General features: G+C 68.1%; 26 protein-coding genes and 1 tRNA gene. 6 read left to right on the top strand and 21 right to left on the bottom strand.

Annotated features, from left to right (window positions below; all coding sequences use genetic code 11):
- Window positions 1–12: 12 nt before the first annotated feature.
- From QFZ47_RS24130 to QFZ47_RS24120, 3 genes are all read right to left on the bottom strand, one after another.
- Window positions 13–1,698: a formylmethanofuran dehydrogenase subunit A gene (locus tag QFZ47_RS24130; RefSeq protein WP_307658042.1), complete on the bottom strand. Its 1,686-nt coding sequence runs from the start codon at window positions 1,696–1,698 to the stop codon at window positions 13–15.
- Window positions 1,695–2,927: a molybdopterin-binding domain-containing protein gene (locus QFZ47_RS24125; RefSeq protein WP_307658041.1), complete on the bottom strand. Its 1,233-nt coding sequence runs from the start codon at window positions 2,925–2,927 to the stop codon at window positions 1,695–1,697. The genes QFZ47_RS24130 and QFZ47_RS24125 overlap by 4 nt, the downstream gene beginning before the upstream one ends.
- Window positions 2,928–3,158: 231 nt before the next feature.
- Complete coding sequence (locus tag QFZ47_RS24120; RefSeq protein WP_307658040.1) at window positions 3,159–3,899, bottom strand: HisA/HisF-related TIM barrel protein; 741 nt, start codon at window positions 3,897–3,899, stop codon at window positions 3,159–3,161.
- 38 nt (window positions 3,900–3,937) lie between these two features.
- Between QFZ47_RS24120 and QFZ47_RS24115 the strand changes: the two genes are divergently transcribed.
- From QFZ47_RS24115 to QFZ47_RS24105, 3 genes are read left to right on the top strand one after another with little or no spacing between them, the layout of a single operon-like run.
- Complete coding sequence (locus QFZ47_RS24115) at window positions 3,938–4,927, top strand: ATP-grasp domain-containing protein (RefSeq protein WP_307658039.1); 990 nt, start codon at window positions 3,938–3,940, stop codon at window positions 4,925–4,927.
- Entirely contained in the window at window positions 4,896–6,017 is a 1,122-nt protein-coding gene (locus QFZ47_RS24110) for a hydantoinase/oxoprolinase family protein (RefSeq protein ID WP_307658038.1), read from the top strand. Before QFZ47_RS24115 ends, QFZ47_RS24110 begins: the two co-directional genes overlap by 32 nt.
- Complete coding sequence (locus QFZ47_RS24105) at window positions 6,017–6,616, top strand: amino acid kinase family protein (RefSeq protein WP_307658037.1); 600 nt, start codon at window positions 6,017–6,019, stop codon at window positions 6,614–6,616. Before QFZ47_RS24110 ends, QFZ47_RS24105 begins: the two co-directional genes overlap by 1 nt.
- Before the next feature lies 1 nt (window position 6,617).
- On the opposite strand, the gene QFZ47_RS24100 is transcribed toward QFZ47_RS24105, so the two are convergent.
- Genes QFZ47_RS24100 through QFZ47_RS24080 form a run of 5 tightly spaced genes read right to left on the bottom strand, consistent with a single transcriptional unit; the run spans window position 6,618 to window position 12,066 of the window.
- Window positions 6,618–7,310 (bottom strand): (5-formylfuran-3-yl)methyl phosphate synthase, encoded by a 693-nt coding sequence (locus QFZ47_RS24100; RefSeq protein WP_307659004.1) that lies wholly within the window; start codon window positions 7,308–7,310, stop codon window positions 6,618–6,620.
- Between the two features lie 5 nt (window positions 7,311–7,315).
- Window positions 7,316–7,897: a DUF447 domain-containing protein gene (locus QFZ47_RS24095; protein ID WP_307658036.1), complete on the bottom strand. Its 582-nt coding sequence runs from the start codon at window positions 7,895–7,897 to the stop codon at window positions 7,316–7,318.
- Window positions 7,894–9,366: a DUF6513 domain-containing protein gene (locus QFZ47_RS24090; protein WP_307658035.1), complete on the bottom strand. Its 1,473-nt coding sequence runs from the start codon at window positions 9,364–9,366 to the stop codon at window positions 7,894–7,896. The genes QFZ47_RS24095 and QFZ47_RS24090 overlap by 4 nt, the downstream gene beginning before the upstream one ends.
- Entirely contained in the window at window positions 9,345–10,001 is a 657-nt protein-coding gene (locus QFZ47_RS24085) for a flavoprotein (RefSeq protein ID WP_307658034.1), read from the bottom strand. Before QFZ47_RS24085 ends, QFZ47_RS24090 begins: the two co-directional genes overlap by 22 nt.
- 19 nt (window positions 10,002–10,020) lie before the next feature.
- Window positions 10,021–12,066, bottom strand: coding sequence for a sigma-54-dependent Fis family transcriptional regulator (locus tag QFZ47_RS24080; protein ID WP_307658033.1), 2,046 nt, complete (start codon window positions 12,064–12,066; stop codon window positions 10,021–10,023).
- A gap of 294 nt (window positions 12,067–12,360) precedes the next feature.
- Here QFZ47_RS24080 and QFZ47_RS24075 point away from each other — a divergent pair, with 294 nt between their 5' ends.
- Window positions 12,361–12,792 (top strand): dihydroneopterin aldolase, encoded by a 432-nt coding sequence (locus QFZ47_RS24075; RefSeq protein WP_307659003.1) that lies wholly within the window; start codon window positions 12,361–12,363, stop codon window positions 12,790–12,792.
- 77 nt (window positions 12,793–12,869) lie between these two features.
- Here the strand turns inward: QFZ47_RS24075 and fae are convergent, their stop codons facing one another.
- The 13 genes from fae to cysS all read right to left on the bottom strand — a co-directional run bounded on the left by fae (window position 12,870) and on the right by cysS (window position 25,439).
- The gene (gene fae / locus QFZ47_RS24070; protein WP_307658032.1) at window positions 12,870–13,382 is read right to left on the bottom strand and encodes a formaldehyde-activating enzyme; all 513 of its coding nucleotides are present in this window, start codon (window positions 13,380–13,382) and stop codon (window positions 12,870–12,872) included.
- Window positions 13,383–13,465: 83 nt separating this feature from the next.
- Window positions 13,466–14,407: a triphosphoribosyl-dephospho-CoA synthase gene (locus QFZ47_RS24065; protein WP_307658031.1), complete on the bottom strand. Its 942-nt coding sequence runs from the start codon at window positions 14,405–14,407 to the stop codon at window positions 13,466–13,468.
- A complete protein-coding gene (locus QFZ47_RS24060; RefSeq protein WP_307658030.1) occupies window positions 14,407–15,345 on the bottom strand; it encodes an ATP-grasp domain-containing protein in 939 nt (312 codons plus the stop codon). The genes QFZ47_RS24065 and QFZ47_RS24060 overlap by 1 nt, the downstream gene beginning before the upstream one ends.
- Before the next feature lie 147 nt (window positions 15,346–15,492).
- A complete protein-coding gene (mch, locus tag QFZ47_RS24055) occupies window positions 15,493–16,500 on the bottom strand; it encodes a methenyltetrahydromethanopterin cyclohydrolase (RefSeq protein ID WP_307658029.1) in 1,008 nt (335 codons plus the stop codon).
- Window positions 16,497–17,648 carry an ATP-grasp domain-containing protein gene (locus QFZ47_RS24050; protein ID WP_307658028.1) on the bottom strand — a complete coding sequence of 384 codons (1,152 nt, stop codon included), beginning with the start codon at window positions 17,646–17,648 and terminating at the stop codon, window positions 16,497–16,499. The genes mch and QFZ47_RS24050 overlap by 4 nt, the downstream gene beginning before the upstream one ends.
- 17 nt (window positions 17,649–17,665) lie before the next feature.
- Window positions 17,666–18,583, bottom strand: a complete 918-nt coding sequence (locus QFZ47_RS24045) for an NAD(P)-dependent methylenetetrahydromethanopterin dehydrogenase (protein ID WP_307658027.1) — start codon at window positions 18,581–18,583, stop codon at window positions 17,666–17,668.
- Window positions 18,584–18,661: 78 nt separating this feature from the next.
- Window positions 18,662–19,708: a beta-ribofuranosylaminobenzene 5'-phosphate synthase family protein gene (locus QFZ47_RS24040; RefSeq protein WP_307658026.1), complete on the bottom strand. Its 1,047-nt coding sequence runs from the start codon at window positions 19,706–19,708 to the stop codon at window positions 18,662–18,664.
- Between the two features lie 227 nt (window positions 19,709–19,935).
- Window positions 19,936–20,028, bottom strand: a tRNA-Ser gene (locus QFZ47_RS24035).
- Between the two features lie 26 nt (window positions 20,029–20,054).
- Window positions 20,055–21,323 (bottom strand): aspartate kinase, encoded by a 1,269-nt coding sequence (locus tag QFZ47_RS24030; protein WP_307658025.1) that lies wholly within the window; start codon window positions 21,321–21,323, stop codon window positions 20,055–20,057.
- A 70-nt stretch (window positions 21,324–21,393) separates the two neighbouring features.
- Complete coding sequence (gene tilS / locus QFZ47_RS24025; protein ID WP_307658024.1) at window positions 21,394–22,371, bottom strand: tRNA lysidine(34) synthetase TilS; 978 nt, start codon at window positions 22,369–22,371, stop codon at window positions 21,394–21,396.
- Between the two features lie 23 nt (window positions 22,372–22,394).
- Window positions 22,395–23,375 carry an acetyl-CoA carboxylase carboxyltransferase subunit alpha gene (locus QFZ47_RS24020; protein WP_307658023.1) on the bottom strand — a complete coding sequence of 327 codons (981 nt, stop codon included), beginning with the start codon at window positions 23,373–23,375 and terminating at the stop codon, window positions 22,395–22,397.
- Window positions 23,376–23,391: 16 nt separating this feature from the next.
- Window positions 23,392–24,045 (bottom strand): DNA-3-methyladenine glycosylase family protein, encoded by a 654-nt coding sequence (locus QFZ47_RS24015; protein ID WP_307658022.1) that lies wholly within the window; start codon window positions 24,043–24,045, stop codon window positions 23,392–23,394.
- A gap of 17 nt (window positions 24,046–24,062) precedes the next feature.
- Entirely contained in the window at window positions 24,063–25,439 is a 1,377-nt protein-coding gene (cysS, locus tag QFZ47_RS24010; protein ID WP_307658021.1) for a cysteine--tRNA ligase, read from the bottom strand.
- A 191-nt stretch (window positions 25,440–25,630) separates the two neighbouring features.
- Between cysS and QFZ47_RS24005 the strand changes: the two genes are divergently transcribed.
- On the top strand, window positions 25,631–26,221 hold the full coding sequence (locus QFZ47_RS24005) for a tetratricopeptide repeat protein (RefSeq protein ID WP_307658020.1): 591 nt from the start codon (window positions 25,631–25,633) through the stop codon (window positions 26,219–26,221).
- An 81-nt stretch (window positions 26,222–26,302) separates the two neighbouring features.
- The gene (locus tag QFZ47_RS24000; protein WP_307658019.1) at window positions 26,303–26,902 is read left to right on the top strand and encodes a peptidylprolyl isomerase; all 600 of its coding nucleotides are present in this window, start codon (window positions 26,303–26,305) and stop codon (window positions 26,900–26,902) included.
- The last annotated feature ends 15 nt before the right edge of the window (window positions 26,903–26,917 follow it).

Genomic DNA, 26,917 nt, shown 5'->3' with positions numbered 1-26,917 from the left:
CCGTCTCCGCCTTCACGACGACGTCTCCTTGAAGCACTCGGCCGGCAGCAGGCGCCCGCCGTTGCAGCATTGGCACAGCTCATCGTGGCCGATGGCGATGTGGTCGAAGTTGACCGAGCCTTGCGCCGCCAGATGCCGGCGCAGCCGCTTCTCGATGCCGCGGTCGTAGTCCGGCGCGACGAAATGCGTGCCGCCCACCGGCGCCGCCATGACGCGCCCGGCGCGCGAGACCAGCACGCCGTCCTTGAACACATATTCGGGCGTCGCGAACATGGCCTCGCGGTCCGCGTTCTCGCGGTACACCGCGATGTCGGCCGCGGCGCCCGCGCCCAGGTGGCCGCGGTCGCGCAGGCCCAGCAGCCGCGCGGGGCCGGCGCGGGTCATGATCGCGATCTCGTAGAGCGAGAGTTCGCGCGTGATCGAACGCAGCGCGGCCTGCGCCGCCACCTCTGGATGCAGCTTGGCCAGTTGCTCCTCGCGAAAGCTGCGGTCCATCAGCAGGCGGATCAGGTGCGGGTAGCTCGTGAACGGGCCGCCGTTGGGATGGTCGGTGGTCAGCACCACGCGCCACGGATCGTCGACCAGCAAGAAGATCTCCAGCCCGATCACCCACTGCAGCGCATTCACGTAGCTCTGCTCGCGGTAGCGGAACGGCACCACGCCGCAGCCGGCTTCGCACTCGATGTCGGCGCCGATCCACTTGCGCGGATCGGCCAGGCCCGACTGCGCATGCTGGCGCATGGTGTCGCCCGAGGCCGTGACGGTCTGGCCGAACATGATCTGGCCGACGTCGATGCTCACGTTCTTGTTCGCGTTCACCACCTCGGCGAGCTGCAGCGCGGCCGAGGAGAACTTCTTCGGCCCCTCGGTGCCATAGGCGTGGAACTGGATGTGCGTCAAGTGCCCGGGCAGGCCGTCGAGTGCGGCGATGGTGTCGAGCGTGGACTGGATGTTGCCGGCCACGCCCAGGTTGCTGCCGTGGATGTGCAGCGGATGCGGCACGCCAAGCTCGCGCAGCGCGCGCGCCAGCGTGTGCACCACCTGCCGCGGCGTGACCTGCCAGTGCACGTGGTTCTCGTCGACGTCGAGCTTGCGCTGGTTGAACTTGAAGGCCGAGATGCCGCCCGGGTTCACCACCTTCACGCCCATCGCCTTGCTGGCGTTGATGGTCCAGCCCGCATAGTCGCGGATGCGCTCGAAATCCCAGCCCTCGGCCAGCATGCGCAGGAACAGCTCGTCGTTGCCGAGCATCACGTAGGCGCCGTGGTCGAGGATCGGCGTGTCGCCCATTTCCATGTGCGCATGGCGTGCATTGCAGGCCATCATGGCCGGCTCGAAGGCCGCCGTGTAGCCCATCTCGACATAGCGGTAGCCGGTGGCCAGGGTGCCCGGCGTGCAGGTGCCGCACGAGGCGAGCTCGAGCACGTTGTCTGGCAGCGCAATGGGGTTCGCGTTGGCGCGGTGGTCTTCGGGCAGCAGCATGCGCGCGAGGTTGACCTTGCCGCCGCCGATGTGGGTGTGCATGTCGATGCCGCCGGCCATCACGATGCAGCCGCCGATGTCGATCTCCTCGGTGGCGGCTTCGTTCGGCGCCAACTCGACCATGCGGCCGTCGCGCAGGTACAGGTCGCGCACCTCGTCGCGGCCGTTCGCGGGATCGATGACGCGGCCGCCGCGCAGGCGCAGTGTCGTCGTCATTGCACGCGCTCCTTCTTCAGCGCGCGCAGCGCCTCCGTCAGCCGCCGGACCACCTCGCCCACGCTCGGCAGCCCGTCTTCATGCACAGGCCGCAGCGGCAGCAGTACCGAACCGTCGGTGCGGAACAGATGGCCCGCGGAACCGATGCCGGGTGTCGAGACGGGAATGAACACCAGCTCGTGCGCATCGTGCGGCAGCTGCATTCCCGGATGGCCGAGCACGATGCGCGGCACGCCGGCCGGTGGCGGCGCGGGCTCGGGGCCGTAGCTCGACACCCACAGCAGCGCATCGACCGCGCCATCGGCCAGCAGGCGCTCTGCATCGAAGCACAGCGGCTCATGCTCCAGGCCCAGCGGCCCGGCACGCGAACGCAGCGGCAAGCCCGAGAGCCAGGCGAACACCTGGTTCACGGTGGAGGCCCCGTCGCCGCCGCCCAGCGGCAGCGAGGCCGCGCGCGTGCTTCGGTTGAGCGTGGCGACGATGCGCTGGATCGCCTCGACGATCAGCGCGCCCTGGGCCGGCAAGCGAGCCGATTCGTACACCAGCACCGCATAGCGCGCCGCCTGCAAGCGCGCGGCGAGCGCCGCCAGTCCGGCCGGCACGTGCGTGTCGTCTGTCGAAACGCGGCCCGCGACGAGCGCCGCGAGCAGGGCCACGGTGTCGAACAGGTCGCCGTGCAGCGGCAGCGTTTCCACGGCCACGCCCTCCCGCTCGCCCACGCCGAAGCGGTGGAAGAGCTCCGGGTAATGCGCCGCCGGCTCCTCGGTCATGCAGACGATCAGATCGGCCCGCGTCCTCACTTCCGCCAGCGTGGTGCTGAAGCCGCCGCGGTCCTGCAGTGCGCGCAGGCCATGCATCATCGCCGCGCCCTGGGCCGGGTCGCAGATGGCGCCCGTTTCGCAGGCCAGCGCATAGAGCGCCCGGGCGCCTGCGACGTCGGTGCCGAGGCCGCCGAACAGGGGCTGCCGGGCGGCCGCGAGCAGCGAGGCGGCGGTGCCGAGCGCGGTGTCCAGATCGCAGTCCTGGCCGCCGGCCTGCGGCTGCCTGGCGCCGGCCGTGGCATCGAAGTTGGCCAGCGCCTTGCGCGCACGCGGGCAATCGCTGCCCACGAGCTTCAGCGGCGTGCCGGGCGGCCCCACGTCGACGCCGAAGGTGTCGCACAGCAGGGGGCAGAAAGGACAGGTCCAGGGGGCATTGCCGGGCGGCGCGGCAGTGTCGGGTTCATTCATGGGCAGGCCACCACGCAAGCCATGTGCCATTCAGCCCCGGCGTCGCCACGCCTTGGGACAAGGGCCGATGACACACACAATGTGAGACAGAGTGTTGCGCTTTTGGTGGTCAATGCGTGCCGGCGGCAGCCCGCCGCAATGCATGCAAGTCCGCCGGTGGATGGCACGGTTCGTGTGTACAGCGGGCTGATGGCACGCCTCACCCACTCTCGTCGCACCGGCTCCGGCAGATCAGCGGCGCACGCGCGGCAGTTGCAGGTCGTGCAGCGCGCTGGCCACCAGCCAGGCGTCGGCGCCAGCCACGCTCGCACGCGCCAGGTCGTCCTCGCTGCGGATTCCGCCGGCGCCGATCACCATGGCGTCCGGCGCCAGGCGCCTCACCTCCTGCAGGGTTTCGAGGTCGGGGCCGGCACCCGAGCCGACGCGCTCCAGCGTCATCACGATCAGCCGCTCGGGCCACAGGTCCACGGCGTCCCAGCAGCCAGCGGAATCGAGCCGCTGGCCATCGCGCCGGTCCAGCGACAGCACCGCCCCCGCATCGCCCGCCTTGGCACCATCGCCCTGCGTGGTGTCGAAACAGCGCTCCAATGCCTCGCGCGACCGCAGCGATTCGCTGCCGAACACCAGCACGACGCGCGAGGCGTACGGCGCCAGTTGGTCGCGCAGCGCCTGGCCGGCCGATGCATCGGCCAGGCCGGCGTCCAGCCAGAGCTCGATGCCCGGCAGCGCCCGCAGCAGATCGGCCAGCACGCCAATCTGCACCGCCCCGCCCTGCAAGGCATCGAGGTCGGCCACGTACAGCTGGCGGGCCGCGCAGTGCTCGCAAAGGATGCGCGCCACCGTCACCGGATCGCTGCTGGCGCACAGCGCCGACACGATCGGCCGGTAGGCCTTGCGGTCGCCGCGCACGGCCCGCACCACCTGGCCCTTCAGCAGGTCGACGACAGGAATCAGGTTCAGTTCGGAAGTCATGGGGAAGATGGGGAAGAGCCCGGAAAGTGGATGTTGAAATGACGAAACGCGTTTTTGTTTACGAGTATCTCAGCGGCGGCGGCTGGAGCGACTATGGCGACGATTCGGCGGCCGACGAGTTGCTGCCGCTGGGCCTGTCGATGCGCGATGCCATGGTGGCAGACCTGGTGCGCGCTGCCGATTGTTCGGTCTCCGCGGCTGTCTGCGAACCGGGGAACACCCTGCCCAGGGGGGTCGTGCCGGTGCGGGCGCGCACCAACGAATCGGCCTTCGACTTCGTGGCGCGGCAGAGCGTGCTGCACGACCTGGTGTGGCTGGTGGCACCCGAGACCGGTGGCCTGCTGGCGCGCTTCCAGCGCATCGTCGGCAACGCGCGCTGGCTCGGATGCAGCGCCGAAGCCATCGAGCTCACGGCAGGCAAGAAGGCCACGCTCGCGCATCTGGCCGCCCACGGCGTGCAGACGCCGCTGGCCTTCGCGAACGCGCCCGAGATCGCACGCTGGGTGGTCAAGCCCGACGACGGCGCCGGCGGCGTGGCCACCCACGTGCACGCCCGCCACGCGGATGCGCTCGAAGACCAGGCCCTGCGCACGCACGCCGGCGCCACTCTGACGCTCGAGCCCTGGATCGACGGCGAAGCGCTGAGCGTCTCGCTGCTGTGCACGGCGCAGAATGCCGAAATGCTGAGCATCAACCGCCAGAGCATCTCGATCGATGCGACCGGACGGCTGTCTTTCGATGGCGTGCACGTCGACGCGGCGGGCCACGGCGATCCGCGCTGGCGCCCCCTGGCCGCGCTGGCAGCGCAGGTGGCGCACGCCGTCCCCGGGCTGCACGGCTTCGCGGGCATCGACCTGGTCTGGCACCCGCAGCGCGGGCCGGTGGTGATCGAGGTCAATCCGCGTGTCACCTGTGCCTACGTCGGGCTCTCGGCGGCGCTGGGGCGCAACCTGGCGGCCGAGCTGCTGGCAGGCCGCCAACACGGCGGCAGCGCTCATGAACAGGAACTTGCGCGTGCCGACGCCTGAACGCACCACCATCGGGTGGGACATCGGCGGCGCGCACGTCAAGGCCTGCCTGCTGCAAGGCGGCGAGGTGGTCGACGTGGCGCAGTGGGGCTGCCCGCTCTGGCAGGGCCTCGATCATCTGGCGCGTGCACTGGAGGCCGCCAGCGCGCGCTGGCCCGGGCTTGCGGCCGCGCAGCATGCCGTGACCATGACGGGCGAAATGGTCGATCTGTTTCCCGACCGCGAAGCCGGCGTGCGCGGCATTGCCGCCGCGCTGGCGGCGTCGCTGCCCACGCGTCGGGGCGCGCTTCAGTTCTTTGCCGGCGATGCCGGCTGGTGCGCCGCCGCCGATGTCGCACGGCACTGGGAGCACATCGCCTCGGCCAACTGGCTCGCCACCGCGCGGCATGCCGCGCTCGTGTTCCCCGAAGGCGTGCTGGTCGACATCGGCAGCACGACCACCGACCTGATCGCCTTCGGCCACGGGCGCGTGCTGACCACCAGCCGCAGCGATGCCGAACGCCTGGTGAGCGGCGAGCTCGCCTACCACGGTGTGGTGCGCACGCCGGTGTGCGCGCTGACCCAGCGCATCGAATGGCGCGGCCAGCCACGCCATGTGATGAACGAGTTCTTCGCCACCACGGCCGACGTCTATCGCCTGTGCGGCGAACTCGATCCCGCGCACGACCTGTACCCCAGCGCCGACAGCGCGCCCAAGACCTTGCCGGCCACGCGCCAGCGTCTCGCGCGCATGGTGGGGCTGGACGAACGCGATGCGTCCGCCGAAGAGTGGCTGGAGCTCGCGCATGCCTGGCGCGCGGCACAGGTCGAGGCCATTGGTGCGCAGTTGCGCCGCGTGCTGGCGGCGCATGCGCTTTCGCGCGATGCCGTGGTGGTGAGCGCGGGCTGCGGCGCCTTCCTGGTACCCAGCCTGGCCGCCGCCGTCGCCACCCCCACGGAGAATGCGGGGACCATGCTGCGCCGCTTTGCCGCCTATGGCGCCGACGTGGCGAAGGTGGCGCGCCATGCCGCCGCGGGCACCGCCACCTGGGCGCAGGTATGCGCGCCGAGCGTGGCGGTGGCCGCGCTGTTCGAAAGGGAGCACGACTGATGTGGGTGGTCAAGATTGGCGGCAGTCTCTGTGCCGACCCGGTGCTGCCGCAGTGGCTCGATCTGCTGACGCAGATCGGCGGCGGCCGCGTGACGGTGGTCTGCGGCGGCGGCACCTTTGCAGACGAAGTGCGGCGCGTACAGGCGCACTGGCAGTTCAACGACCTCGCCGCCCACAACATGGCGGTACTCGCCATGGCGCAGACGGCCTACCAGCTGCATGCGCTGAACCCGGCGCTGCAGCTGACCGCGCGCAAGACCGAAATTCCCGACCTGCTGCGGCGCGGAAAGACAGCGCTGTGGCTGCCGCTCGAATTGCGGCGCGACAAGCCGGACGGCCGCACCAGCTGGGACGCCACATCGGACACGATCGCGCTCGACCTCGCCAAGCATCTCAATGCCGAGCAGCTGGTGCTGGTCAAGTCGTGCGCCATCGATCCGCAGTTGACGCTGGGGGAGCTCGGCGACGCCGGCGTGGTCGACCCGCAGTTTGCCGAGCGCTCCGGCGATGCGGCGTTTCCGATCACCCTGCTGCACAAGAACCAGCTCGCGACCATGCGTGCGCTGCTGCTGGGCGAAACCACCTTCGCCCCGCGCTGAATCAAGCCGCTACACGCTCCACGGCCTCGCCATGCAGCAACGCGGCCAGTGCCGCGAGCCGCTCCGGGCAGAGTGCCGTCTTGCGGTCGGCCACGCAGACGGCGCTGCGAAACCCCGCGAAATCCGGCGCCAATGATTGCAGCAACGGAACATGCGCCACGCGCAGCGCGCCTGCCACGCCGGCCATGGGGCCCGCGGCGCGCACCTGGGCCAGGAAGGCGCGCAGCTCGGCCATCGAGACAGCATCGAACAGGCTGCCGGCCTGCTTGTCGGCGGTGTCGACCATGAGGCCCGGGAACCCGAGCGTGCAGGCATGCGCGGTCAGCACGGCATCGAGCCCGTGGTCGGCAATGAAGACCGGCACCACCGGCCAGTTGCTGGCCGCGAGCGCATCGAGCACCGCAAGGGCCCCCGGCCCGCGCTCGATGCCGACCTTCACGTAGTCGACGCCGCAGGCGCCTACCACTTCCACTTGCGCCAGGATGCCGCCAAGGTCATTCATCGGCAGGTCGCCGATCGTCGCGCTCACGGGCAGGCCGATGCCGTGCGCACGCAGCGCGGCCACGATGGCACCGATGGTTGCCACCGGCAAACCACCCAGTGCGCCTTCGTTGGGTTCCTTCAGATCGATGAAGTCGGCGCCGCCGCGCGCCGCGAACAGGGCCTCGTCCACGCTGCGCACGCTCACCAGCATGCGCGTCACGATGCGCGCTCCGGTGTGCCGGCGCGGTGCCGCGCGACCGCGGCGCGCAGCCATTCCCAGGCCTCGCGTTCCTCAGGGCCGGCGGTCTTGTCGATCGCGATCTGCAGGTAGGTCATTTCGGTTTCCACTTTCTCGGGAGGGAGCATGTGCAGCCGGCTCACCAACACGGCGCCTTCGATCACCGCGGCCTGCGCGCGGTTGAAGCCGACAAACGGCGCATGCGTGGCCTCGTGCACGGCCACCATGCGCAGCACCGGCCGCTGCACGTCGTCGCGCTGCTCGGCCAGCTCCAGCTCGACATGGCGCAGCGCAGCGGCCAGCCGCACGCCTTCGATGTGTTCGGCCGGCAGCGTGGGCCACGTCTTGCGCCCCGTCACGCAGCCCGCAAATACGCGGGTGTCGCAGACGATGTTGAGCACCGCATGGCCGGTGGCCACGATGTTGTCGTGCGTGGTCGAGGGCTTGAACGGCATCAGCAAAATGCCGCCCTCCTGGTAGCGGATGCCCATGGGCGCCACATGCGGCTTGCCGCCGGGAGCCACGGTGGTCACCACCGCTTCGAAGATCTGGTCGTTCATGAGGGTGTTGGCGCGGCGGTGCTCGTGGCGCCGGTCTCGGCCGCGTTGTTCTTCGATGTCTTCATGGTGGTTCCCGGCGCGCACCAGCGCGCGAGGTCTTCGGTGGGCCGCGGCGCGGCGCAGCCCCAGTCGAGCGGCTGGTCCTGCACATAGCGCTTGCCGAGCTGCCAGGCGATCTCGGCGCGCGCCAGTTCCACGCCCATGTAGAACGCATGGTCGGCATCGTCCTGCAGCTTGAGCTGCGGCCAGAGCTCGAAAGCGCCCTGCCCCAGCCGCAAGCCGTCGCGGTTGTAGACGTGCAGGCCCAGCGGCGATATCTGCACGCGGAAATTGGGGTCGCGCACCTGCGAGGCGATCTCGTTGATTTCTTCGGGCGTGTCGGGAAAAGGATGCTTGGCGTGCACCGTCATCAGCGCATCGCTCATGCCCTTGGGCAGCGTCGCGTTGCGGGCTGCTGCATGCATGATGCGGCGCGCCCAGTCGGCCTCGCTCACCGCGCGGCGCGCATGCTGGCTCACTTGCGTGGTCAGCACCGCCGCCACGTTCAGCTCGGCGGCAATGCCGAACAGCACCGCATTGATGCCGCTGGTGTCGGCTTCGGTGAGCTCCGTGAGGTTGCCCACGCCCAGCATGATCGGGGCCTCGGGGAAACGCTCGCGCAGCCGGTGGTAGCGCACGATCGATGCAGTCAGGCCGAACGGTATCGGATCGAGGATCGAGTCGGCCAGGAAGGCGCGGCCGCGGTGCTGCATCTGCTCGACGGCGGCATACAGCGACGCTTCATCGGCCGGAACGCGCGGTATCAGCACCGGCGTGGCCGCCACCTCGTCGGCGATCCACAGGGTGTCGAGCGTCAGGCTCAGCAGGTAGTCGGCGCCGGCCTTGCCGCCGAGCAGCAACTCCTGTGTGTCGCTCGAATCGACGCTGACCTGGAAGCCCGCGGCCTTCAGCGCCTGCACGCTCTCGGCCAGATGGTCGAAGCGCGTCTCGGGCAGGCAGCCCAGGTCGATGACGTTGGCGCCATCGCCCGCGAGCTGCTGCGCGCGCTCGATGATCTGCGCCACCGAGAGCCGCGGCGCATCGACGATCTCGGCGAAGATCGCGACCTCGTATTCGGCCAGGTCGATGGCACGCGCACTGCGGTTGAAATGGCGCGGCAGGTCTTTCAGTTCCTGCGGGCCGCGTTCCACCGGCACGCCGAAGTGAAGGCTCAAGGCCTCGACGTCGCCGCGGCAGCGGCCCGGCACCATGATGCGATCGGCGCGCCGCGGCGCAGCGCCCTCGCTCTCGGCTTCGGTGAACACGGGTGCCGCGACGCGGCGGCGGATCATGTCGGCCGTCATCAGCGCCGCCACCTGCAACCCGATCTCCCGCACTTCCCATGTGAACGGTGCCGCCTCGATCCCGGCCAGCACCCGCGTGAGGCTGGCTTGGGCGAGGCGCCCGGTCAGGAAGACGATGTGTTCCATGCGAGAGAAAGTTCCTTCAGGCGCGTGTCGAGCGCAGTCTCCAGTTCGGCCGGTGAACAGACCACCTGGCAAAAGTCGATGCCGCGCAGCCGCTCCACGTTGTCGAGTTCGATGCGCCGCGGACGCAGCGTGACCCAGTCGTGCGGCGACTTGGTCACCACCACCGGTTCCGTATCGCATGCAAACACGATGCCAGGAATGCCGAGCTTGCCGGCCTGGGCAAACATGTTGGTCGGCAGCGAGTCACTGATGCCGAATGCGCACTTGGCCACCGTGTTGCTGGTGGCCGGCGCCACCACCACCGTGTGATAGACATCGTCGTAGAGCATGCCCACCGGCACGCCGCTGGCCGTCTTGTCGCGGAACACACGGAAGCGCGGCCTCAGCGCTTCGATCTGCAGCTTGTAGATGGGCAGCACCTCCTCGGCAGCGGCCGAGAGGAACAGGTCGACCGAGGGCAGCCGCGCCGCAATCGCGAGCGACTCTTCGAGAAAATGGCCCGAACCCGTGATGCACCAAGCCAGCCGCGAACGCGGCGGCGATGCCGGCAGCAGCGCTTCCCCGTCTTCGGCAGCCAGCGCGGCGCCGCGTGGATCGATCTTGGCCGTGCCCGTCAGCTCCCCGTTCATCGTCATGTCTGGCGAGCCTTGCGGCTCAATCGGGTGGAGAGATCTCGATGTGAAGCTTGTGGAGTTTTCGGTACAAGGTGTTGCGGCTGACATCGAGCGCCTTGGCGACGTTGCTCACGTTCCAGCGATGCTGCTCGAGCATCTGCAACAGCACCTGCCGCTCGTTGGCCTGGATCGGGTTGAGTTGTTTGATGGGCGGTGCCGCATCGGCCGGCGCCGCGTCCGATGCGGCATCGGCCGGGTCGGCCACTGCAGCCTGGGGCAGCGCGGCCAGTGGTGATGGCACGGGCCGCGCGGCCAGCGAAGGCAGGTGCTCCCGCGTGATGGTCTTGCCGTCGGCCAGCGCGGCGGCACTGCGCAGCACGTGGCGCAATTGCCTCAGGTTGCCGGGCCACGAATAGGCCATGAGCAGGCGCTCGGCCTCTTCGCCGAGCCTGGAGTCGCTGCCGCCCTCGTCCTTCAGCACGTCGTGGATGAGTTCGCGCTTGTCGGAGCGATCGCGCAAGGCGGGCAGGTCGAGTTCGATGCCGGCCAGCCGGTAGTAGAGGTCTTCGCGGAAGCGGCCGTCGCGCACCAGGCTCGGCAGATGCTGGTGGCTGGCGCTCACGAGCTGGAAATCCACCGGATGGGTTTCCTCGGTGCCCAGCGGCGTGACCTGGCGCTCGTCAAGCACGCGCAGCAGCCGGGCCTGCAGCTCCAGCGGCATGTCGGCGATTTCGTCGAGAAACAGCGTGCCACCGTCGGCCTGCAGGATCTTGCCGCGCCGCCCGCTGCGCTGTGCACCGGTGAATGCGCCGGCCTTGTAGCCGAAGAGTTCGGATTCGATCAGCGTCTCGGGCAGGCTCGCGCAATTGACCGCAACGAAGGCGCCCTCGGCATGCGGGCTGCTCTCGTGGATGGCGCGCGCGAACACTTCCTTGCCCGAGCCCGTCTCGCCGCACAGCAGCACGGGGGTTCGGCGCGCGACCACGCGCCGCGCGGTGTCCAGGTGCGCCACCAGCCGCGCGTCCTTGAAGGTGCGAACGCTAGGCGCACGCGCGGCCGCCGGCCGCAGCGGTGCACGAAACGCTTCGGCGCCCGTCTCCGCCACCATGGAAGCCGCGCCCGCACCGGCCACGCGCGCACGCGCCGGCGTGGCGGCATCGGAGGCCGGCCGCCGCGCCACCGCGAAGAAGCGCAGCGCCGCATTGGCCCGGTAGGCCACCACCGGATGGAATGAAGAAGAAAGGCTGCGCTGGACGATGTCTTCGAGCGAGGTCTGGAACAGGTCGTCGATGCGCTGCGTGCGGATCTCGGCCATCGACTGAAGGCCCAGCTGGAACAAGGCGCTGCGGTTGGCCGCGAGGATGCGCCCGTCGTCGCCGACCGCGAGCTTGCCTTCATGCAGCGTGTAGACGAACTCGGGCCGGCTGTGGAAGTGCAGCGGATGCGCATTCGAGAAGCGCTTGTCGATGAGCCGGTTCTCGATCATGCGCGCCGTCATGCCCAGGAGCACCAGCACGTGCTGCTGCATCAGGCTGGAGCGGCTGGTGACGTCGAGCACCGCGATGATCTCGCCGGACGGATCGAACACCGGCACCGCCGAGCAGGTGAGCTGCGTGAAGTGGCTGAAGAAATGCTCTTCGCGCCGCACGGAGATCGGATGGGCCGCGGCCAGGCAGGTGCCCATGCCGTTGGTGCCGGCCTCGGCCTCGCCCCACATGCCGCCGGCGCGCAGGCCCATGGGCTCCGCTTCGGTGGCGAACTCGGGCGAGGACACCATGTGCACGATCACGCCGTCGGTATCGGTCAGCACCACGGCGGACTCGGCATCGGCGAGCTGCTGGTAGAGCGTGGTCATCTCGTAGCGCGCGCACTCGATGACGTCGGCATGCTGGTTGCGCCGGCTTTGCAGCGCCGACGATGCAATGACCACCGGTTCGCGCGGGCGGCCCGGATCGAGCTGGTACTGGTTCAGGCAGCGGCTCCACGAGCGCGTGACCAGATCGTTGCCCTCTTCGTGAAAGCCTCGCCTCACCACGTCGAGCACACGGTCAGCGTGTCGATCGCCTTGTCTCAGCGTCAATGTCATTGGAGTTCTCCGGCGCGTTCCATCATGTCTCGTTCGGCCCATTGTTGTGCCTGCCGGCCTGCCGCGCACCCGGTGAAACACCAAGCACTGGCAATGCCGGAGCGGGTCCGGTCTGTGGCCTGCATTTTGCGTGGATGAGTCCTGCCGGGGTGGGCTTGCATGCCGCCAGACACACTTTCAAACACATTCGATCACCGGAGACACCACTTGATGAACACCAGCCCGCGTCCTTCCATCGCCCGCCTTTCGAATGCGCCGAACGCATCGCCCGAGGCGGCCGAGGCATCCGCGCCCATGGACCTGATCTTCATCGAGGGCTTCAGCGGCCAGACGGTGATCGGCATCCACGACTCCGAGCTGCATCATCCGCAGCCTCTGTTGATCGACGTGCATGCCGGAGTGCCCCGTGCACGCGCCTGCGACACCGACCGCATCGGCGACACCATCGACTATGGCGTGGTGCGCGAGCGGCTGGTGCGGCTGATGGCCGAGCATCGGCTGCAACTGCTCGAGGCCTTTGCCGAAGCCATTGCCGACATCCTCATCGACGAGTTCGGCGCCAGCTGGGTTCGCGTGAAGGTCGTGAAGCCGCGCAAGTTCGACGATGTGCAGGCCGTGGGCGTGCAGATCGAACGCCATGCGCCCACGCACCACGCTTCGAAGTCCACACCTGGCGCAACCGTGCTGAACTTCCTTGCCAGCGGCATGGTTCCCGCCAAGCACTGAACACTCGATACGGCCGCGCCATGCGGCAGCAAGAAAAAAACCGACGCGGTTCACGCGTCGGTTTTTTGTTTTGCGGTTCAGAGGTGGGCTGCGAACGGGTGTGCCGTCGTGCCTTTCTTGTCCACCACTTCCGCTGCCGTCGGCGAGCCGGTCACGGCACGCTGGATGGCCTCGCGGGTGGCCTGGTAGTTGTAGTCCTGGATCTTCTTGTCGTCGTCGGCAAGCCAGTGGATGAACACGCCGACGCAGATGAACAGGTTGTCCGCCTCCGCCATGGGGATGGTGCCATCCTCGACGCTGTCGGCCACCGCCAGCGCCACGGCGCGCTGCGCCGGCCCGAACATCTGCACCGCCTGCTTGGCGCCCTTGATGGTCACTTTGTTGAACATCACGGTAGCCGGTTTGGTCAGCAGGTTGGGAGCCACGACTGCGAGCAGCGAAGTGAAGCCGTCCTTGTTGTTCGTCAACGCGTTGGCGAAGGCGGTCTCGGCAGCGCCGCCGCGCGGTCCGATGATCAGGTCGATATGGGCTACTTCGTTGCCGTCGCCGACGAGCGATTCGCCCACCATCAGTCGATCTATTTTTGCCATGGTTTCGAGTCTCCTCTCAGAGGTCCAAGGTGATTAGGGTCAATACGACACCGGTCAGGAAGACCAGCGCAAAGCCATGGGTATCACGATCCGTGCCATCCATTCGCAGCCTCGCGCGCGGGCGCTGCGCACGAGCGGATCCAGCCCGAAAGCAGCAGCGCCGCCACGGTGAAATCGGCGCTGGTTCCGGGGTTGACGCCTGCGACCTTGAGCGAAACGTCCCAGGCGGCGAAGCCGGGGTCGGCGTCGAGCGCCACGCCCGCGCCAGCGCGCTCGCGCCAGGCCTGCGCCGCCGTCATGACAGTCTGTGCCACGCGCTCGCCGTGTTTTCGAACAATGTGTGAATCGGGAAAGGCGCCCAGGCAAGCCAGGTAGAGCCGTTGGACGAAAGCCACAGTGGCGGCATCGGGCGGCGCATCGGCCGACGCGGCGCCGCAGCCCGCTGCATCGACCGGCTCTTGGAACGCCAGGGCGAACAGGTCCGCGAATCCGTCGCGGTACTGGCGCGCGATGAGGTCGCGGTCCGCGGCAAGGGCCATGGCGGCGCGCAGGTCGACACTGGGCGCATCGCGCACGTCCTCGGCCGGCGCTGTACCCAGGCCACCGGGATGTGCATGCGCAATCGCGCGATAGGCGGCGCGGGCATCGTCGATGTCGAGCGTGGCCAGCACCGACTCCACGGCGGCACGCAAGGCCGCGGGGGTTGCGGCATGGGGATGCTGCTCCACCGCGAGCGCGATCGGCGCGCACAGCAGCAGGATGCCGAGGTTGGTGTTGCATCCCGCCACTGCCCAGGTGGCCGCCACCGCGGCCTCGATGCGCGCTCCCACGCGCAGGCCGGGCTCGAACAGCGCGCCGGCCGCAGCCTGTGCGCTGGCGACGAACATCGAGGCCTGCATGCCGTGGCCGGGCGAGTCCAGGCTCACGTTGCCAGGCTTGCGCACCGCAACGTCGAGCCAGCAGGCCCGCAGAAAGCAGGCCCTCGCGCGTTCGATGGTCGCCTGCCGCGCGTTCGTCATCATCATCAGGCGCGGCGCTCCGGCAGCGGCAGGCTCTGCTGCACGAGGCGGCGCGCCTGCGCGAGCTTGCGGTCGAGCAGGTCGTCGACGATGGCGCGCGCGATGTTGAAGCCCGTCACGCGCTGTAGCCCCTGCCAGGCGGCCACGCCGTTGACCTCGAGCACCTGGATCTTCGGCCCGCTGGCCGCGGCGATGAGGTCCACGCCCGCGTAGTCCATGTCCAGCGCCTGCGCCGCGCCTTCGGCCAGTTGCGCGAGCGCGGGCGCCAGCTCCGCCGGTTCACAGCGCGCGCCCTGGGCCACGTTGTGGATCCAGTGCGCGCTGACGCGGCGCATTGCGGTCACGGCGCGTCCGCCCACCACCATCACGCGCCAGTCGAAACCCGGTGAGGCCATGGGCGGGACGAAGCGCTGCAGATAGGCCAGGCCTGCGTAGCGCGCGTCGATGTCGGGCATCGGATGATGCACGCCGTCGACCTCGCCCACGAGCTGCAGGTTCTTGCCCTGCGAACCGAACAGGGGCTTGAGCACCAGCGCATGGCCCGCGGCCGTTTCGCGCATCGCGATGCGCCGCGCCTGCGCCGCCGATTCGGTGGCCCAGGTGGCGGGTGCGGGAATGCGCGCGGCATGCAGCAGCAGGCTGGTCATCGACTTGTCGACCGAGCGCTCGATGGCGCGCGCATCGTTGTAGACCGGCACGCCCAGTTCGCGCAGCGCATGCAGTACGCCCAGGCGCTTGGTGACCTGCTCGAAGCTTCCGCCGGCAATGCCGCGCACCAGCACTGCATCGGGCAGCTCGCGGCCGTAGCCGGGAATGACCAGGCCATGCCACGCCGCGCTGGTGTCGATGTTGCAGTCGGCCAGGTCGACGCAGCGGCCCACCGCACCGCGCGCGCGCAATGCGGCCTGCAGCTGGCGCGTGTGCCAGCCGATTTCGTCCGTCATGATGACGACTCGAGTCACTGGCACACCCCCAGTCTTCGCGCACTTCGTGTCGCTTCGCCAACCCCCTTGCAGGGGGCAACACCAGCGGCCCGGCAAAGCCGGTTCCGCGGTGTTTCTGGAAGAAGACCTGCGAGCATGCGGTTCATTTCAGGTTTCCTGCAGCCACAGGCGCTGCAGCAGCGCCATATCGGGCGCGCCGCCGTGCCAGGTGTTGCCGCTGTCGATGTTGCTGACCCACACCTCGGCCGGGGCGAACAGCGCGCCGTCGATCTTGTAGAAGTCGTACTCGACCTCCTTGAAGATCTCGGCGAACGAGCGCCCGTGGTCGCGCGAATTGCGCGAAGGCAGCGCGCGGGCCAATTCGCGTGCCGCGTCGTCGTCGCCGCGAACGGTCAGGTGCACTCGGCCGCCGTACAGGATGGCATCGTTGGTGCGCCCCATGGCCTCGACGCCATCGGCGCTCGGCGACGGCAGTGGCGCGGTGCCGGCGCCCTCGACGATGTTGCCCAACGCAAAGCCCAGCTCGTGCGCCTTGTGCAGCGCTACCTCGAGCACGCGCGCCACCACCTGCGTCGTGCCCGCGAGGCTGGTGGTGGGCGTGAGGATCAGGGTCAGCGCTTCCGCGGCCAGGCCGCAATCGCGCAGCAGCTTGTCGATCACGACCTTCGGCGGGGTGCGATCGACTTCGAGCACCAGCACGCCGCAGGGCGCATGGTCGCGATAGCCCAGTTCTCCAAAGAGCTTTTCCTTGACCGCCAGCGCGCGCGCCGGCCCCGAGCCGAGCGAGAAGAACTTCTTGCCGCCGGTTTCTTCCTTGGTGGCCGCCAGGCTCCAGCCCGCGTACTGGCTGCCGAGACAGGCCAGCACCGGCTGCGAGCTGCGCACGTCGAGCCACGTGGGCCAGCCCTCGGTGCTGCCGCTGCTGCGCAGGTTCACCTGCCCCAGCCCGCCCATGCAGATCTCGCCGATCTGCAGGCCGGCCGCCACGCTGCCGCGCGCCTCGATGCCGGCATCGACAATGCGCGCACCGGTGTCGTCGCGGCGCAGCTGCAGCCCGAGCGCATCGGCATCGGCCAGCAGGCGCTCGACCAGCGGCCGGGCCAGCAGGTTGACGCTCAGGCCCGACGCGGCCGTGGGCGAGGATGTGTTGCTCATGCCTTGGTCTCCAGTGATTGCAGCAGCCGCTCGCGGCCTTCGCTCAAGCGGGCGCGCACCTGCTGCGCGTTGCTTCCGCTCGCGGTCAGGGTGCACAGGGGGTCGTCGATGTCGAAGCGCTGGCCGGCTTCGGGCAGGTCGCGGATGCCGGACCATGCCGCGAGACGCTGTGCCGCGGCCGCGTCGAGCTGCAACGGCTGCCGCGCGAACACGATCTCGATGCCCTCGACCTCTTGCGCATGCGATGGCACCGGCGGTGGCAATTCGCCATGCAGGCAGGCACGCACATGCGCCTGCATCACGCCCGGCGAACCGGCCGGCGTTCTGTAGAGGCTCATGCTGGCCGGCGGCCTGGGATTGACTTCGAGCACGCCGATGGCATCGCCGTCGCGCATGAAGTCGAGGCTGCACAGGCCACGCAGTTCGAACTCCGCCGTCAGCATGCGCGCGATGGCTGTCACGCGGCGCGCCATGTCTTCCGCCACGGGCACCGGCCCGACCGCGCCGCAGAACACGAAAGGCCGCGTACCGAAGCGGCGCACGGTCTGCTCGTTGAAGCCGAGCACATGAACGTCGCGGCCGTTGGCAATGAAGGTGGCCGACATCGGCAGCCCGGCCATTTCGCGCTGGAAGTAGTGGTGCGAAGACGGCGGCTCGTCCATCGACCAGGGCGCATGGCGGACATGCCAGCCGCCGCAGCCCTGCGCGTCCTTCATCAGCCATCCCGCAGGGTCCTCGGGCGGCTGCAGCAGCACCTGCGGAAACGGTATGACGTGCGCCGCAAGAAAGCCGAAGAAGGCCGCCGGATCACGCAGGCGCCGCACGGCTGCGGGCGCGGTGCCGATCAGCGGCAGCACGGCAGCGCCCTCTTCCAGCAATTCGGGCTCGCCCTCGAAGCCGCTGCCCGCGATCCAGCCCAGCACCGGCTCGCCCTGCTCGCCCTCCCGCGCGAGCGTGCGCAACGCAGCCAGGACGCTTTCGGATTCGATCTGCAAACTGCCGGCTGTGCCGATGGGCAGCCAGCGCGACGCAGCGCGGCGCGTGTCGACATCGCCGAACAGATCGAGCGCGACGACCCTGAAGCCGTCGCTCGCCGCCGCCTCGGCCATGGCGCGCGCGGAGATGGCGGCAACGGCGATCGTCTGCATTGCGCGGGCTGGCTTCTTCAAGCCGTCTTTCCGGCTTGCTCGACGAGAAACGCGCGTGCCACCGCAAACGCTTCGGCGAAGCTCAGCACCTGCGCCTTCTCGGCCTCGCACATCTGCACCAGCAGCCGATGCTGCGTCTGGTACTTGACGTTGCCCACCGCCAGCGCGCCGATGCCCACGGCCTGCGTGCCGGCCAGCGGCTTGGCATCGTCCATCACGCCGACGCCGGCAATGCCTTCGGGCGGCACGGCGTTCACGTCGGCCGCAACCTTGAGCCGCGTCGCGGCACCGAGCGCCTCGGTCGACACCACCTGCACGCCCGCGGCCGCACAGGCCAGCAGCACGTCGGCATCGGCGATGGAGCGGCGCACGGCGTCGGGGTCGCCGCCCGAGAGGCCATGCAGCTTCACGCCGAAGCGCTGGCCGGTTTCGTCGGCCGCCTCCTGCGCCGCATCGATGCCGTTGCGGCTGGACAGGTACACATCGGCACCAGCCTGCGCTGCGATCACGCCCGCCACGCGGCCCACCGGGCCCGTGCCGCCCAGGATCACCACGCGCTGGCCTTCCAGGCCCTGGGCATGGTGGCGCTTCAGCGCGGCCTCGACGCAGGCCACCATGGCCGCGGCTGTGGTGTAGGCGCCGCTCGGGTCGGCCATCAGCGAGACGACGAAGGGCTTGACCATCGAGGTTCGCGCGCGCTCGAGCATGTCGGCCGCCAGCTGCGCATCGCGTCCGCCGATGAAGATGCCGGTGCGCGCCACGCCTTTCGGCCCGCGCGAGAAGATGGTGTCCTGCGTCAGCCCGGTGATGCGGTCCAGGCCCACTTCGCAGTAGGGCACGATGATCTGGTAGCCGGCGTCCGCTGCCATGTTGATGTCGAACGGACTCATCTGTCGGCCGGGGGTGAACATGTGGAGGATGCGGGGACGTTCCATGTGGGCCTGCGTTGGTGTTGGTTGTGTGTGGAAGGAATGGCGATGGATGAAAGGTCTGCAACAGCGGCAGCTGCGGATTCAGCGCTTGCGCGGCTCCGCGGTCCGGTCGCGCACCACCGCCCCGCGATTGCGGCCGGCGACGATGCGCAGCTCCAGCCGCGGGTCGAGCCGCCCGGCGGCGCGCGCCGCATCGACAAGCATCTCGGCCCGCACTTGCGAGGGCACGATCGCAAAACTCGTGGGGCCCCATGAACTCTGGCCGATGGCCGCGTCATGCCCGCGGCTCGCGTCTGCGAACCAGTGCATCAGCCGCCCGACCGCGGCACTTGTGTAGATGCCGCCCTGCGCCGGCGCGAAGTGCTCGCCGAGCAGTTGCTGCATGCGGTTGATGCCCGCGGCAAACGGCGCGAACTCCGCGCGCGCGGCACCAGGCAGCACGCGCATCAGAACCTGATGGCAGATCTCGGCCGCGCCCGCCTGCGGCAACGGCGGCAAGGCTGCAATGGCTTTCTTCTCCGCGCCGCCCGAGAGGCCCTTGTGCGCGGGGTCCTGGACGACGACGACGCGCCATTCCTCGGGAAACTCGATGCGCGACAGCAGCGGCGCGGGCAGCCCGTCCGGGCCGGGGCCGCCATCGAGCAGCAGGCCGCCGCTGTCGAAACCCGCAATGCCGATCCCCGAACGCAGGCCGCGGCCCAGCCAGTGCGCCAGCGTGCCCGTGTCCAGGTCGAGCCCATGCCATTCGGCAAAGGCCCGCCCGATCGCCGACGCGAGCTGCGTGCCCGAGCCGAAGCCTGCATGCGCCGGCAGCGCATGCCGCAGCTGCAGCGAGAGCGGCGCGTGGCGGCCGCTGCGCTGCTTCAACACCGCCAGATAGCTCGCGGCGCGGGCCAGCTCCGCCTCGCCGGCCGGCGTGTCGGCCGCCAGTTGGTCCGACGATGCGGAGGCCGACAACTCCACGTCGGTGGTGAAGCCCTCGATCACCAGCCCCAGGCTGCCGAACGCACGCCCCAGCGAACCGGAAGGGTCCAGAAAACCCAGGTGCAGACGCCCGGGCGCGCTCACGCTCACCGTGCGAACGCCCTGGTCGAGCCTGGAAGCAAAGGCGAGGTCGGCGGAAGTCATGGGCGGCGATGGGCGATGAGGCGAGGTCATGGACTCGCTTGTCATAGCAAGGGCCGTTCCGCCCGTGCGCCTAGAGGGGGCAACCAGGGCCCGGGCGCCTTCAGGGGGCCGGCGATGTCCCAGGAGCGGGACAATGTGTCACGGCGTGCGGGGGCCGCGGCAGGGGCAGCTGCGCGGCGCAGCCTCCCAATGAAAAACGCCCCGTGAGGGGCGTTTTTGTTGCTATCTGGCGGAACCGGAGGGATTCGAACCCTCGATGAGGCTCTACACCCCATACTCCCTTAGCAGGGGAGCACCTTCGGCCACTCGGTCACAGTTCCTGAAAGAAGCCGAGATTATGCCACCATCAGGCGGCCGGTTGGTCCAGGTCGAAGGCTTTGTGCAGTGCGCGCACGGCCAATTCCATGTATTTTTCGTCGATCACGACCGAGGTCTTGATCTCGCTGGTGGAAATCATCTGGATGTTGATGCCCTCTTCGCTCAGCACGCGGAACATCTTGCTGGCCACGCCCACGTGGCTGCGCATGCCGATGCCCACGATGCTGACCTTGCAGATCTTGGTGTCGCCCACGATCTCGGTCGCGCCCAGCGAGGGCATGACCTTCGACTGCAGCAGGTCGACCGTCTTCGCATACTCGTTGCGGTGCACGGTGAAGCTGAAGTCGGTTCGGCCGTCCTTGCTGAGGTTCTGGATGATCACGTCGACTTCGATGTTGGCGTCCGCCACGGCACCGAGGATGTGATACGCGATGCCCGGCTTGTCGGGCACGCCGAGCACCGAGATCTTGGCTTCGTCGCGGTTGAAAGCGATGCCGGATACGACGGCTTGTTCCATGTTTTCGTCTTCCTCGAAAGTGATCAGCGTGCCGGACTTGGCCTCTTCATTGATGTCGATGTCCCACGGCGTGAAGCTCGAGAGCACACGCAGCGGCACCTTGTACTTGCCGGCGAATTCCACCGAGCGGATCTGCAGCACCTTGGAGCCCAGGCTCGCCATCTCGAGCATCTCTTCGAAGCTCACGGTCGAGAGGCGGCGCGCATCGGGCTCCACGCGCGGATCGGTGGTGTAGACGCCGTCGACGTCGGTGTAGATCAGGCACTCGTGCGCCTTCATCGCGGCTGCAATGGCCACGGCCGAGGTGTCGCTGCCGCCGCGGCCCAGCGTGGTGATGTTGCCGTTGTCGTCCACGCCCTGGAAGCCGGTGATGACCACGACCTTGCCGGCGTCGAGGTCGGCGCGCACTCGCTCGTCGTCGATGCTCTCGATGCGCGCCTTGGTGTAGGAGTTGTCGGTACGCACCGACACCTGCCAACCCGCGTAGCTCACGGCCTCCATGCCTTCGGCCTGCAGCGCAATGGCCAGCAGCGCGGATGAAGCCTGCTCGCCGGTCGAGGCGAGCATGTCGAGCTCGCGCCCGTGGGCGTCGCTCGGTTTGCTCGGCGCAAGCTCCTTGGCCAGGCCGAGCAGGCGATTGGTTTCGCCGCTCATGGCACTCGGGACCACGATCATCTGGTGGCCGGCGCGCGCCCACTTGGCAACGCGCTTGGCGACATTCTTGATGCGCTCGGTCGAGCCCATCGACGTACCGCCGTATTTGTGAACGATCAATGCCATGGGTGAATTCAGAGAAATGGGAAGGGCCGCCGCTGCACTCCCGAGTGCCAGCGCGGCGCCCTGCAAGCCGTCAGCGCGAAGCCTTGGGCGAGGGCCCGGAATTGTACCAATGCAGCAGATCGCCCATGCGCAGGGCGAATCCTTGGGCCACCTTGAGGTGGATCCGGTGGCCGCGGGTGGTGCAGGCGCGGACCTGGTCCAGCAACTGGTCGAGCTGCGCCGCGCTGGGCGCGCAGCCGTGCGCCAGCATCAGCCAGTGCCGCAGCACATTGGCCTGCCGCGCACGCGAAAGCGCCTGCAGCGCGGCGATGCGGGGCGGGTTGCCCACCACGGCCAGATCCTGCGCCGCGAGTTCGCCCAGCAGCTCCTGCGCCTGCGCGGCGTGGCCGATGCTGCGGGCGAAGGTGGCGCGGAATTGGGGAAAAGTCTGCGCCAGCGCAGGCAGCAGCACGGCGCGGATCCGGTTGCGGGTGTAGCGCTCGTCCTCGTTGGTCGGGTCTTCGATCCAGGGCAGGTCGAGGTCTTTCAGCCATGCCCGAATGTCGGCGCCGGGCACCGCCAGGAGCGGACGGTAGATGTCCAGACCGTTGCGCCGTGCATGCGCGGGCATGGCGGCCAGGCCCGGCAGGCCCGCGCCCCTGGAAAGAGCTAGCAGAAGGGTTTCGACCTGGTCATCGGCATGGTGCCCCAGGGCTATGGATTCGATAGCGCCAAGCGCCGTATCCATGCGCGCCATCGCTGCAAAGGCGTCATAGCGGGCGCGGCGTGCCGCATCCTCGGGGCTGTCGCCCCGCGCGTGGCGTGCGTCCACGCGGTGCACCACCAGCGGCACGCCGAGGCGCTCGCACACGGCAGCGCAATGGCGTTCGAAGTCATCGGCCGCAGCCTGCAGGCCATGGTGCACATGAAAGGCAAGCACCTGCCCCGGCCAGGCCGATGCGCACGCAGCCAGCAACGCCGTGGAATCCGCACCGCCGCTGAAGCCCACCGCCAGCGGCAGATGCGCCGGCTCGAACGCGGCCATGGCGCGTTCGAAGGCTTCGTTCATGGAGGAGCAGCGCGCTGGCTTGCTTACCTGCCGGTGTCGGCCTTGGTGTCGTTGAAGCGCCCGTAGCTCTGCAGGCGTTCGTAGCGGCGATCGAGCAGTTCCTTCGGCTTCAGGTCGCTGACCTGGCGGAAGGCGTCGTTGAGCGCACGCTTGAGGAAAGCGGCCATCTGGCGATGGTCGCGGTGCGCGCCGCCGACCGGTTCGTTCACGATCTTGTCGACCAGGCCCAGCGCCTTCAGGCGGTGCGCGGTGATGCCGAGGGCATCGGCCGCTTCCTGCGCCTTGTCGCTGGTCTTCCAGAGAATGGAGGCGCAGCCTTCCGGGCTGATGACCGAGTAGATCGAATACTGCAGCATCACGAGCTGGTCGCCCACCGAAATGGCCAGCGCGCCGCCGGAGCCGCCTTCGCCGATGATGGTGACGATGATCGGCACCTCGAGCTGCGCCATTTCGTAGATGTTGCGGCCGATGGCTTCGGACTGGCAGCGCTCCTCGGCGTCGATGCCCGGATAGGCGCCGGGCGTATCCACGAAGGTGAAGACCGGCAGCTTGAACTTCTCGGCCGTCTTCATGAGGCGCAGCGCCTTGCGGTAGCCCTCGGGCTTGCTCATGCCGAAGTTGCGCGCGGTGCGCTCCTTGGTGTCGCGCCCCTTCTGGTGGCCGAGCACCATGCACGGCGTGCCGTTGAAGCGCGCCAGGCCGCCCACGATGGAGAGGTCGTCGGAAAAGTGCCGGTCGCCATGCAGTTCGACGAAGTCGGTGAAGATTTCGTTGACGTAGTCGAGCGTGTAGGGGCGCTCCGGATGCCGCGCGATCTTGGTGATCTGCCAGGGCGTCAGGTCGCTGTAGATGTCTTTGGTGAGCTGCTGGCTTTTCTTGCCGAGCTGGTCGATTTCCTCCGAGATGTCGACCGCCGATTCGGTCTGTACATAGCGCAGTTCTTCGATCTTTGTTTCGAGTTCAGCAATGGGCTGCTCGAAGTCGAGGAAGGTTCGTTTCGCCAACGTCTTCTCCTGTTGTTCAGTATGCGACCGGTACCGGGTCGAGCGATCGCCAAATATACCAAGTTGCCACGCTGCAATACGGCGCCCAGGCCACGGCAACGTCGCGGGCATCGCTGCGGCTCACCGGATCGCCCGAAAAATAATTGACGCTGATGCCGTTGAGCAGGCCCAGGTCGTCCACGGGCAGCACGTTGGGGCGCATCAGGTGGAAGATGAGGAACATCTCGGCCGTCCAGCGGCCGATGCCGCGAATGGCCACGAGCTCCTCGATGATGAGCTCGTCCGACATGTCTTTCCATGAATCGACGTGCACGGCGCCCGAATCGAAATGAATGGCCAGGTCGACCAGGTATTCGACCTTGCGCGCCGACAGCCCTGCCCCGCGCATGTCGTCGACCTTGAGCTTGAGCACGTTGGCCGGCGTCAGCTTGCGCGGCAGCAGCGCGAACTTGTCCCACACGGTTTGCGCGGCCTTCACCGAGATCTGCTGGCCCACGATGCTGCGTGCGAGCGTAGTGAACGCATCGCCGCGCGACTCCAGGCAGGCATCGCCGAACTTCGGAATCAGCCGCTTCATCACGCGGTCTTTCTTGGCCAGATGCTTGCAGGCCTCTTCCCAATAATCGGGCGTGAAGATCTGAACCGCCGGATTTTTCGAAGAAGCAGGCATGGGATTGGTGGTTCCGTTCACTGCGCTGCGGCCCAGGTTGTGCCGGTGGGCGAATCCTTGAGCACGATGCCCTGCGCCAGCAGGTCGTTGCGGATGCGGTCGGCTTCGGCGAAATTCTTCGCGGCCTTGGCGGCGGCGCGCGCATCGATCTGCGCCTGGATGGTGGCTTCGTCGAGCGTGGTGCCGGCGCGCAAGAAGCGCGTCGGATCGTCCTGCAGGATGTTCAAGCAGCCGCCGAGCGCCTTCAGCAGCCCGGCCTGCGCGGGCGACTGCGTGCGGTTCACTTCACCCGCCAGGTCGAACAGCACTGCAACGGCTTCGGGCGTTGCAAAGTCCTCGTCCATTGCGGCTTTGAAGCGCGCTGCATATGGATCGTTCCAGTCGATGGCCACTGCCTGCGGCGCGACCAGGTCGAGCGCCGTGTAGAGCCGCTTGAGCGAAGCGCGGGCGTCGTCGAGGTGCACGTCGCTGTAGTTGAGCGGGCGTCGATAATGCGCCCGCACGACGAAGAAGCGGATGGTTTCGGCGTCGTACTTCTTGAGCACGTCGCGGATCAGGAAGAAGTTGCCCAGGCTCTTGGACATCTTCTCGTTGTCGGTCACGATGAAGCCGTTGTGCATCCAGTAGTTGGCCAGCGGCTTGCCGGTCGCGCCTTCGCTCTGCGCAATTTCGTTCTCGTGGTGCGGGAACTGCAGGTCTTCGCCGCCGCCATGGATGTCGAGCGTTTCGCCGAGCAGCTCGCAGGCCATGGCCGAGCACTCGATGTGCCAGCCGGGGCGGCCGGGGCCGAACTCGCTGGCCCACTTCACTTCGTCGGGTTCGCTCGCCTTCGCGCTCTTCCAGAGCACCGGGTCGAGCGGATCGTCCTTGCCGTCGAGCACGGCCACGCGCTCGCCCGCATGCAGCTCGTCGATGGACTTGCCGCTGAGCTTGCCGTAGCCGGGAAACTTGCGAATCGCGTAGTTCACGTCGCCGTTGTCCGAGCGGTAGGCCAGGCCCTTCTTCTCGAGCGTGCCGATCATCGACAGCATCTGCGGAATGTAATCGGTGGCGCGGGGTTCGTGGGTAGGCCGCTCGATGCCGAGCGCATCGGCGTCTTCATGCAGCGCGTCGATCATGCGATCGGTGAGCGAGCGGATGGTCTCGCCGTTCTCGACAGCGCGACGAATGATCTTGTCATCGATGTCGGTGATGTTGCGCACGTAGGTGACGGCATGGCCGCCGGCCTTGAGCCAGCGCTGCACCAGGTCGAAGGCGATCATCGAGCGGGCATGGCCCAGATGGCAGAGGTCATAGACCGTCATGCCGCACACGTACATGCGCACCCGGCCCGGTTGCAATGGGGAGAACTCCTCCAGTTCACGCGAAAGCGTGTTGTAGATGCGCAGACTCATGAGGCTCGGAAAGCGTCGCTTCGCGCTCGTGCGGTACGGGCGAACGACTGTGTATTTCAGGGGTGACGGGACAGTGGCCACGAGGGGTTGGACATGGCCCCTCGGCTACAATCATCGCAGTATAAACGGCTGCTGCCGTGTGCATTCCGGGTGTTTTCGAAGCCCGCATTTCCCAACCCTGCCGAGGCTTCATGAAGCACGTTGCGTTCTCCAAACTCTCCATCGCCTTTGCACTGCTGTTCAGCCTGTGGGGTTCCGCTGCCTACGCCAACGACTACGACGACGTCAATCAGCTGCTGCGCCAGGGCAAGTCGAACGAGGCGCTCGCCAAGGCCGATGCCTACATTGCCGGCAAGCCGCGCGATCCGCAGATGCGCTTTCTGCGCGGCGTGATCCTCACCGAGCAGAAGAAGCAGAACGAGGCCATTGCCGCGTTCACGCAAATGACGCAAGACTTTCCCGAGCTGCCCGAGCCCTACAACAACCTGGCTGCGCTCTACGCATCGCAGAGCAAGTTCGACCAGGCGCGCGCCGCGCTGGAACAGGCGCTCAAGCTCAACCCCAACTACGCCACCGCGCACGAGAACCTCGGCGATGTGTACGCCCGCCTGGCAGCCCAGGAATATGTGCGGGCGCAGCAATTCGCCAGCACCACCGCCAGCGTGGCGCCCAAGCTCTCGCTGATCCGCCAGATCTTCTCGCCCAAGTCCGAAGCCGATGCCGCGGCATTGCCGGCGCCACCGCCGGAAGTTCGCAAGCCGGTCGGCCGCGTCAGCAAGTAACGCAGCCGCCGGCAACGCGTCGGCCGCGGCAGCTTGCATTGCCCGGCCCGCGCCCCACATCATTCGAACACGGAGCCTTCCTTGACGATCCAAGCCCTTTCCCTGTCCACCCGTTTCAGCCGCCGCAGCGCGCTCATGCTGGCTGCCTCGCTGGCCCTTGCCGGCGCCGTTCATGCGCAGCAGCCCGGTCCGCGCGTGAGGCTCGCCACCTCGGCCGGCGACATCCTGCTCGAGCTCGACCAGGCCAAGGCGCCCCAGACGGTCGAGAACTTCCTGCAGTACGTCAAGGACAAGCACTACGACGGCACCGTGTTCCACCGCGTGATCGACGGCTTCATGATCCAGGGCGGCGGCTTCACGGCCGACATGCAACAAAAACCCACGCGCGCGGCCATCCCGCTCGAAGCCGGCAACGGCCTGAAGAACGACAGGTACACAATTGCAATGGCCCGCACCGGCAATCCGAATTCGGCCACCTCGCAGTTTTTCATCAACGTGAAGAACAACGACTCGCTCAACGCGCCCAATCCCGACGGCTACGGCTACACGGTGTTCGGCCGGGTCGTGGCCGGCACCGAGGTGGTCGACAAGATCCGCGCCGTGCAAACCGGCAACAAGGGCGGCATGCAGAACGTGCCGCTCGAACCCATCGTCATCAAGTCCGCCACACTGGCGAAATAATTTCCGAACATCCGA

The organism is Variovorax paradoxus (assembly GCF_030815975.1).
Lineage (GTDB): Bacteria > Pseudomonadota > Gammaproteobacteria > Burkholderiales > Burkholderiaceae_C > Variovorax > Variovorax paradoxus_N.
Note: the sequence above shows the minus strand (reverse complement) of the source record. Positions and strands in the feature narration are given on the sequence as shown.

What these genes read in the sequence shown, in the direction of transcription:
- fae (WP_307658032.1), bottom strand. Translation starts at nt 13,382, where the DNA reads ATGGCAAAAATAGATCGACTGATGGTGGGCGAATCGCTCGTCGGCGAC.
- QFZ47_RS24125 (WP_307658041.1), bottom strand. Translation starts at nt 2,927, where the DNA reads ATGAATGAACCCGACACTGCCGCGCCGCCCGGCAATGCCCCCTGGACC.
- QFZ47_RS24075 (WP_307659003.1), top strand. Translation starts at nt 12,361, where the DNA reads ATGGACCTGATCTTCATCGAGGGCTTCAGCGGCCAGACGGTGATCGGC.
- QFZ47_RS24060 (WP_307658030.1), bottom strand. Translation starts at nt 15,345, where the DNA reads ATGACGGACGAAATCGGCTGGCACACGCGCCAGCTGCAGGCCGCATTG.
- QFZ47_RS24110 (WP_307658038.1), top strand. Translation starts at nt 4,896, where the DNA reads ATGAACAGGAACTTGCGCGTGCCGACGCCTGAACGCACCACCATCGGG.
- QFZ47_RS24015 (WP_307658022.1), bottom strand. Translation starts at nt 24,045, where the DNA reads ATGCCTGCTTCTTCGAAAAATCCGGCGGTTCAGATCTTCACGCCCGAT.
- QFZ47_RS24040 (WP_307658026.1), bottom strand. Translation starts at nt 19,708, where the DNA reads ATGACTTCCGCCGACCTCGCCTTTGCTTCCAGGCTCGACCAGGGCGTT.
- QFZ47_RS24030 (WP_307658025.1), bottom strand. Translation starts at nt 21,323, where the DNA reads ATGGCATTGATCGTTCACAAATACGGCGGTACGTCGATGGGCTCGACC.
- QFZ47_RS24045 (WP_307658027.1), bottom strand. Translation starts at nt 18,583, where the DNA reads ATGGAACGTCCCCGCATCCTCCACATGTTCACCCCCGGCCGACAGATG.
- mch (WP_307658029.1), bottom strand. Translation starts at nt 16,500, where the DNA reads ATGAGCAACACATCCTCGCCCACGGCCGCGTCGGGCCTGAGCGTCAAC.
- QFZ47_RS24115 (WP_307658039.1), top strand. Translation starts at nt 3,938, where the DNA reads ATGACGAAACGCGTTTTTGTTTACGAGTATCTCAGCGGCGGCGGCTGG.
- QFZ47_RS24120 (WP_307658040.1), bottom strand. Translation starts at nt 3,899, where the DNA reads ATGACTTCCGAACTGAACCTGATTCCTGTCGTCGACCTGCTGAAGGGC.
- QFZ47_RS24085 (WP_307658034.1), bottom strand. Translation starts at nt 10,001, where the DNA reads ATGACGATGAACGGGGAGCTGACGGGCACGGCCAAGATCGATCCACGC.
- QFZ47_RS24095 (WP_307658036.1), bottom strand. Translation starts at nt 7,897, where the DNA reads ATGAACGACCAGATCTTCGAAGCGGTGGTGACCACCGTGGCTCCCGGC.
- QFZ47_RS24080 (WP_307658033.1), bottom strand. Translation starts at nt 12,066, where the DNA reads ATGACATTGACGCTGAGACAAGGCGATCGACACGCTGACCGTGTGCTC.
- QFZ47_RS24065 (WP_307658031.1), bottom strand. Translation starts at nt 14,407, where the DNA reads ATGATGATGACGAACGCGCGGCAGGCGACCATCGAACGCGCGAGGGCC.
- QFZ47_RS24100 (WP_307659004.1), bottom strand. Translation starts at nt 7,310, where the DNA reads ATGCTGGTGAGCGTGCGCAGCGTGGACGAGGCCCTGTTCGCGGCGCGC.
- QFZ47_RS24005 (WP_307658020.1), top strand. Translation starts at nt 25,631, where the DNA reads ATGAAGCACGTTGCGTTCTCCAAACTCTCCATCGCCTTTGCACTGCTG.
- QFZ47_RS24090 (WP_307658035.1), bottom strand. Translation starts at nt 9,366, where the DNA reads ATGGAACACATCGTCTTCCTGACCGGGCGCCTCGCCCAAGCCAGCCTC.
- QFZ47_RS24130 (WP_307658042.1), bottom strand. Translation starts at nt 1,698, where the DNA reads ATGACGACGACACTGCGCCTGCGCGGCGGCCGCGTCATCGATCCCGCG.
- cysS (WP_307658021.1), bottom strand. Translation starts at nt 25,439, where the DNA reads ATGAGTCTGCGCATCTACAACACGCTTTCGCGTGAACTGGAGGAGTTC.
- QFZ47_RS24105 (WP_307658037.1), top strand. Translation starts at nt 6,017, where the DNA reads ATGTGGGTGGTCAAGATTGGCGGCAGTCTCTGTGCCGACCCGGTGCTG.
- tilS (WP_307658024.1), bottom strand. Translation starts at nt 22,371, where the DNA reads ATGAACGAAGCCTTCGAACGCGCCATGGCCGCGTTCGAGCCGGCGCAT.
- QFZ47_RS24050 (WP_307658028.1), bottom strand. Translation starts at nt 17,648, where the DNA reads ATGCAGACGATCGCCGTTGCCGCCATCTCCGCGCGCGCCATGGCCGAG.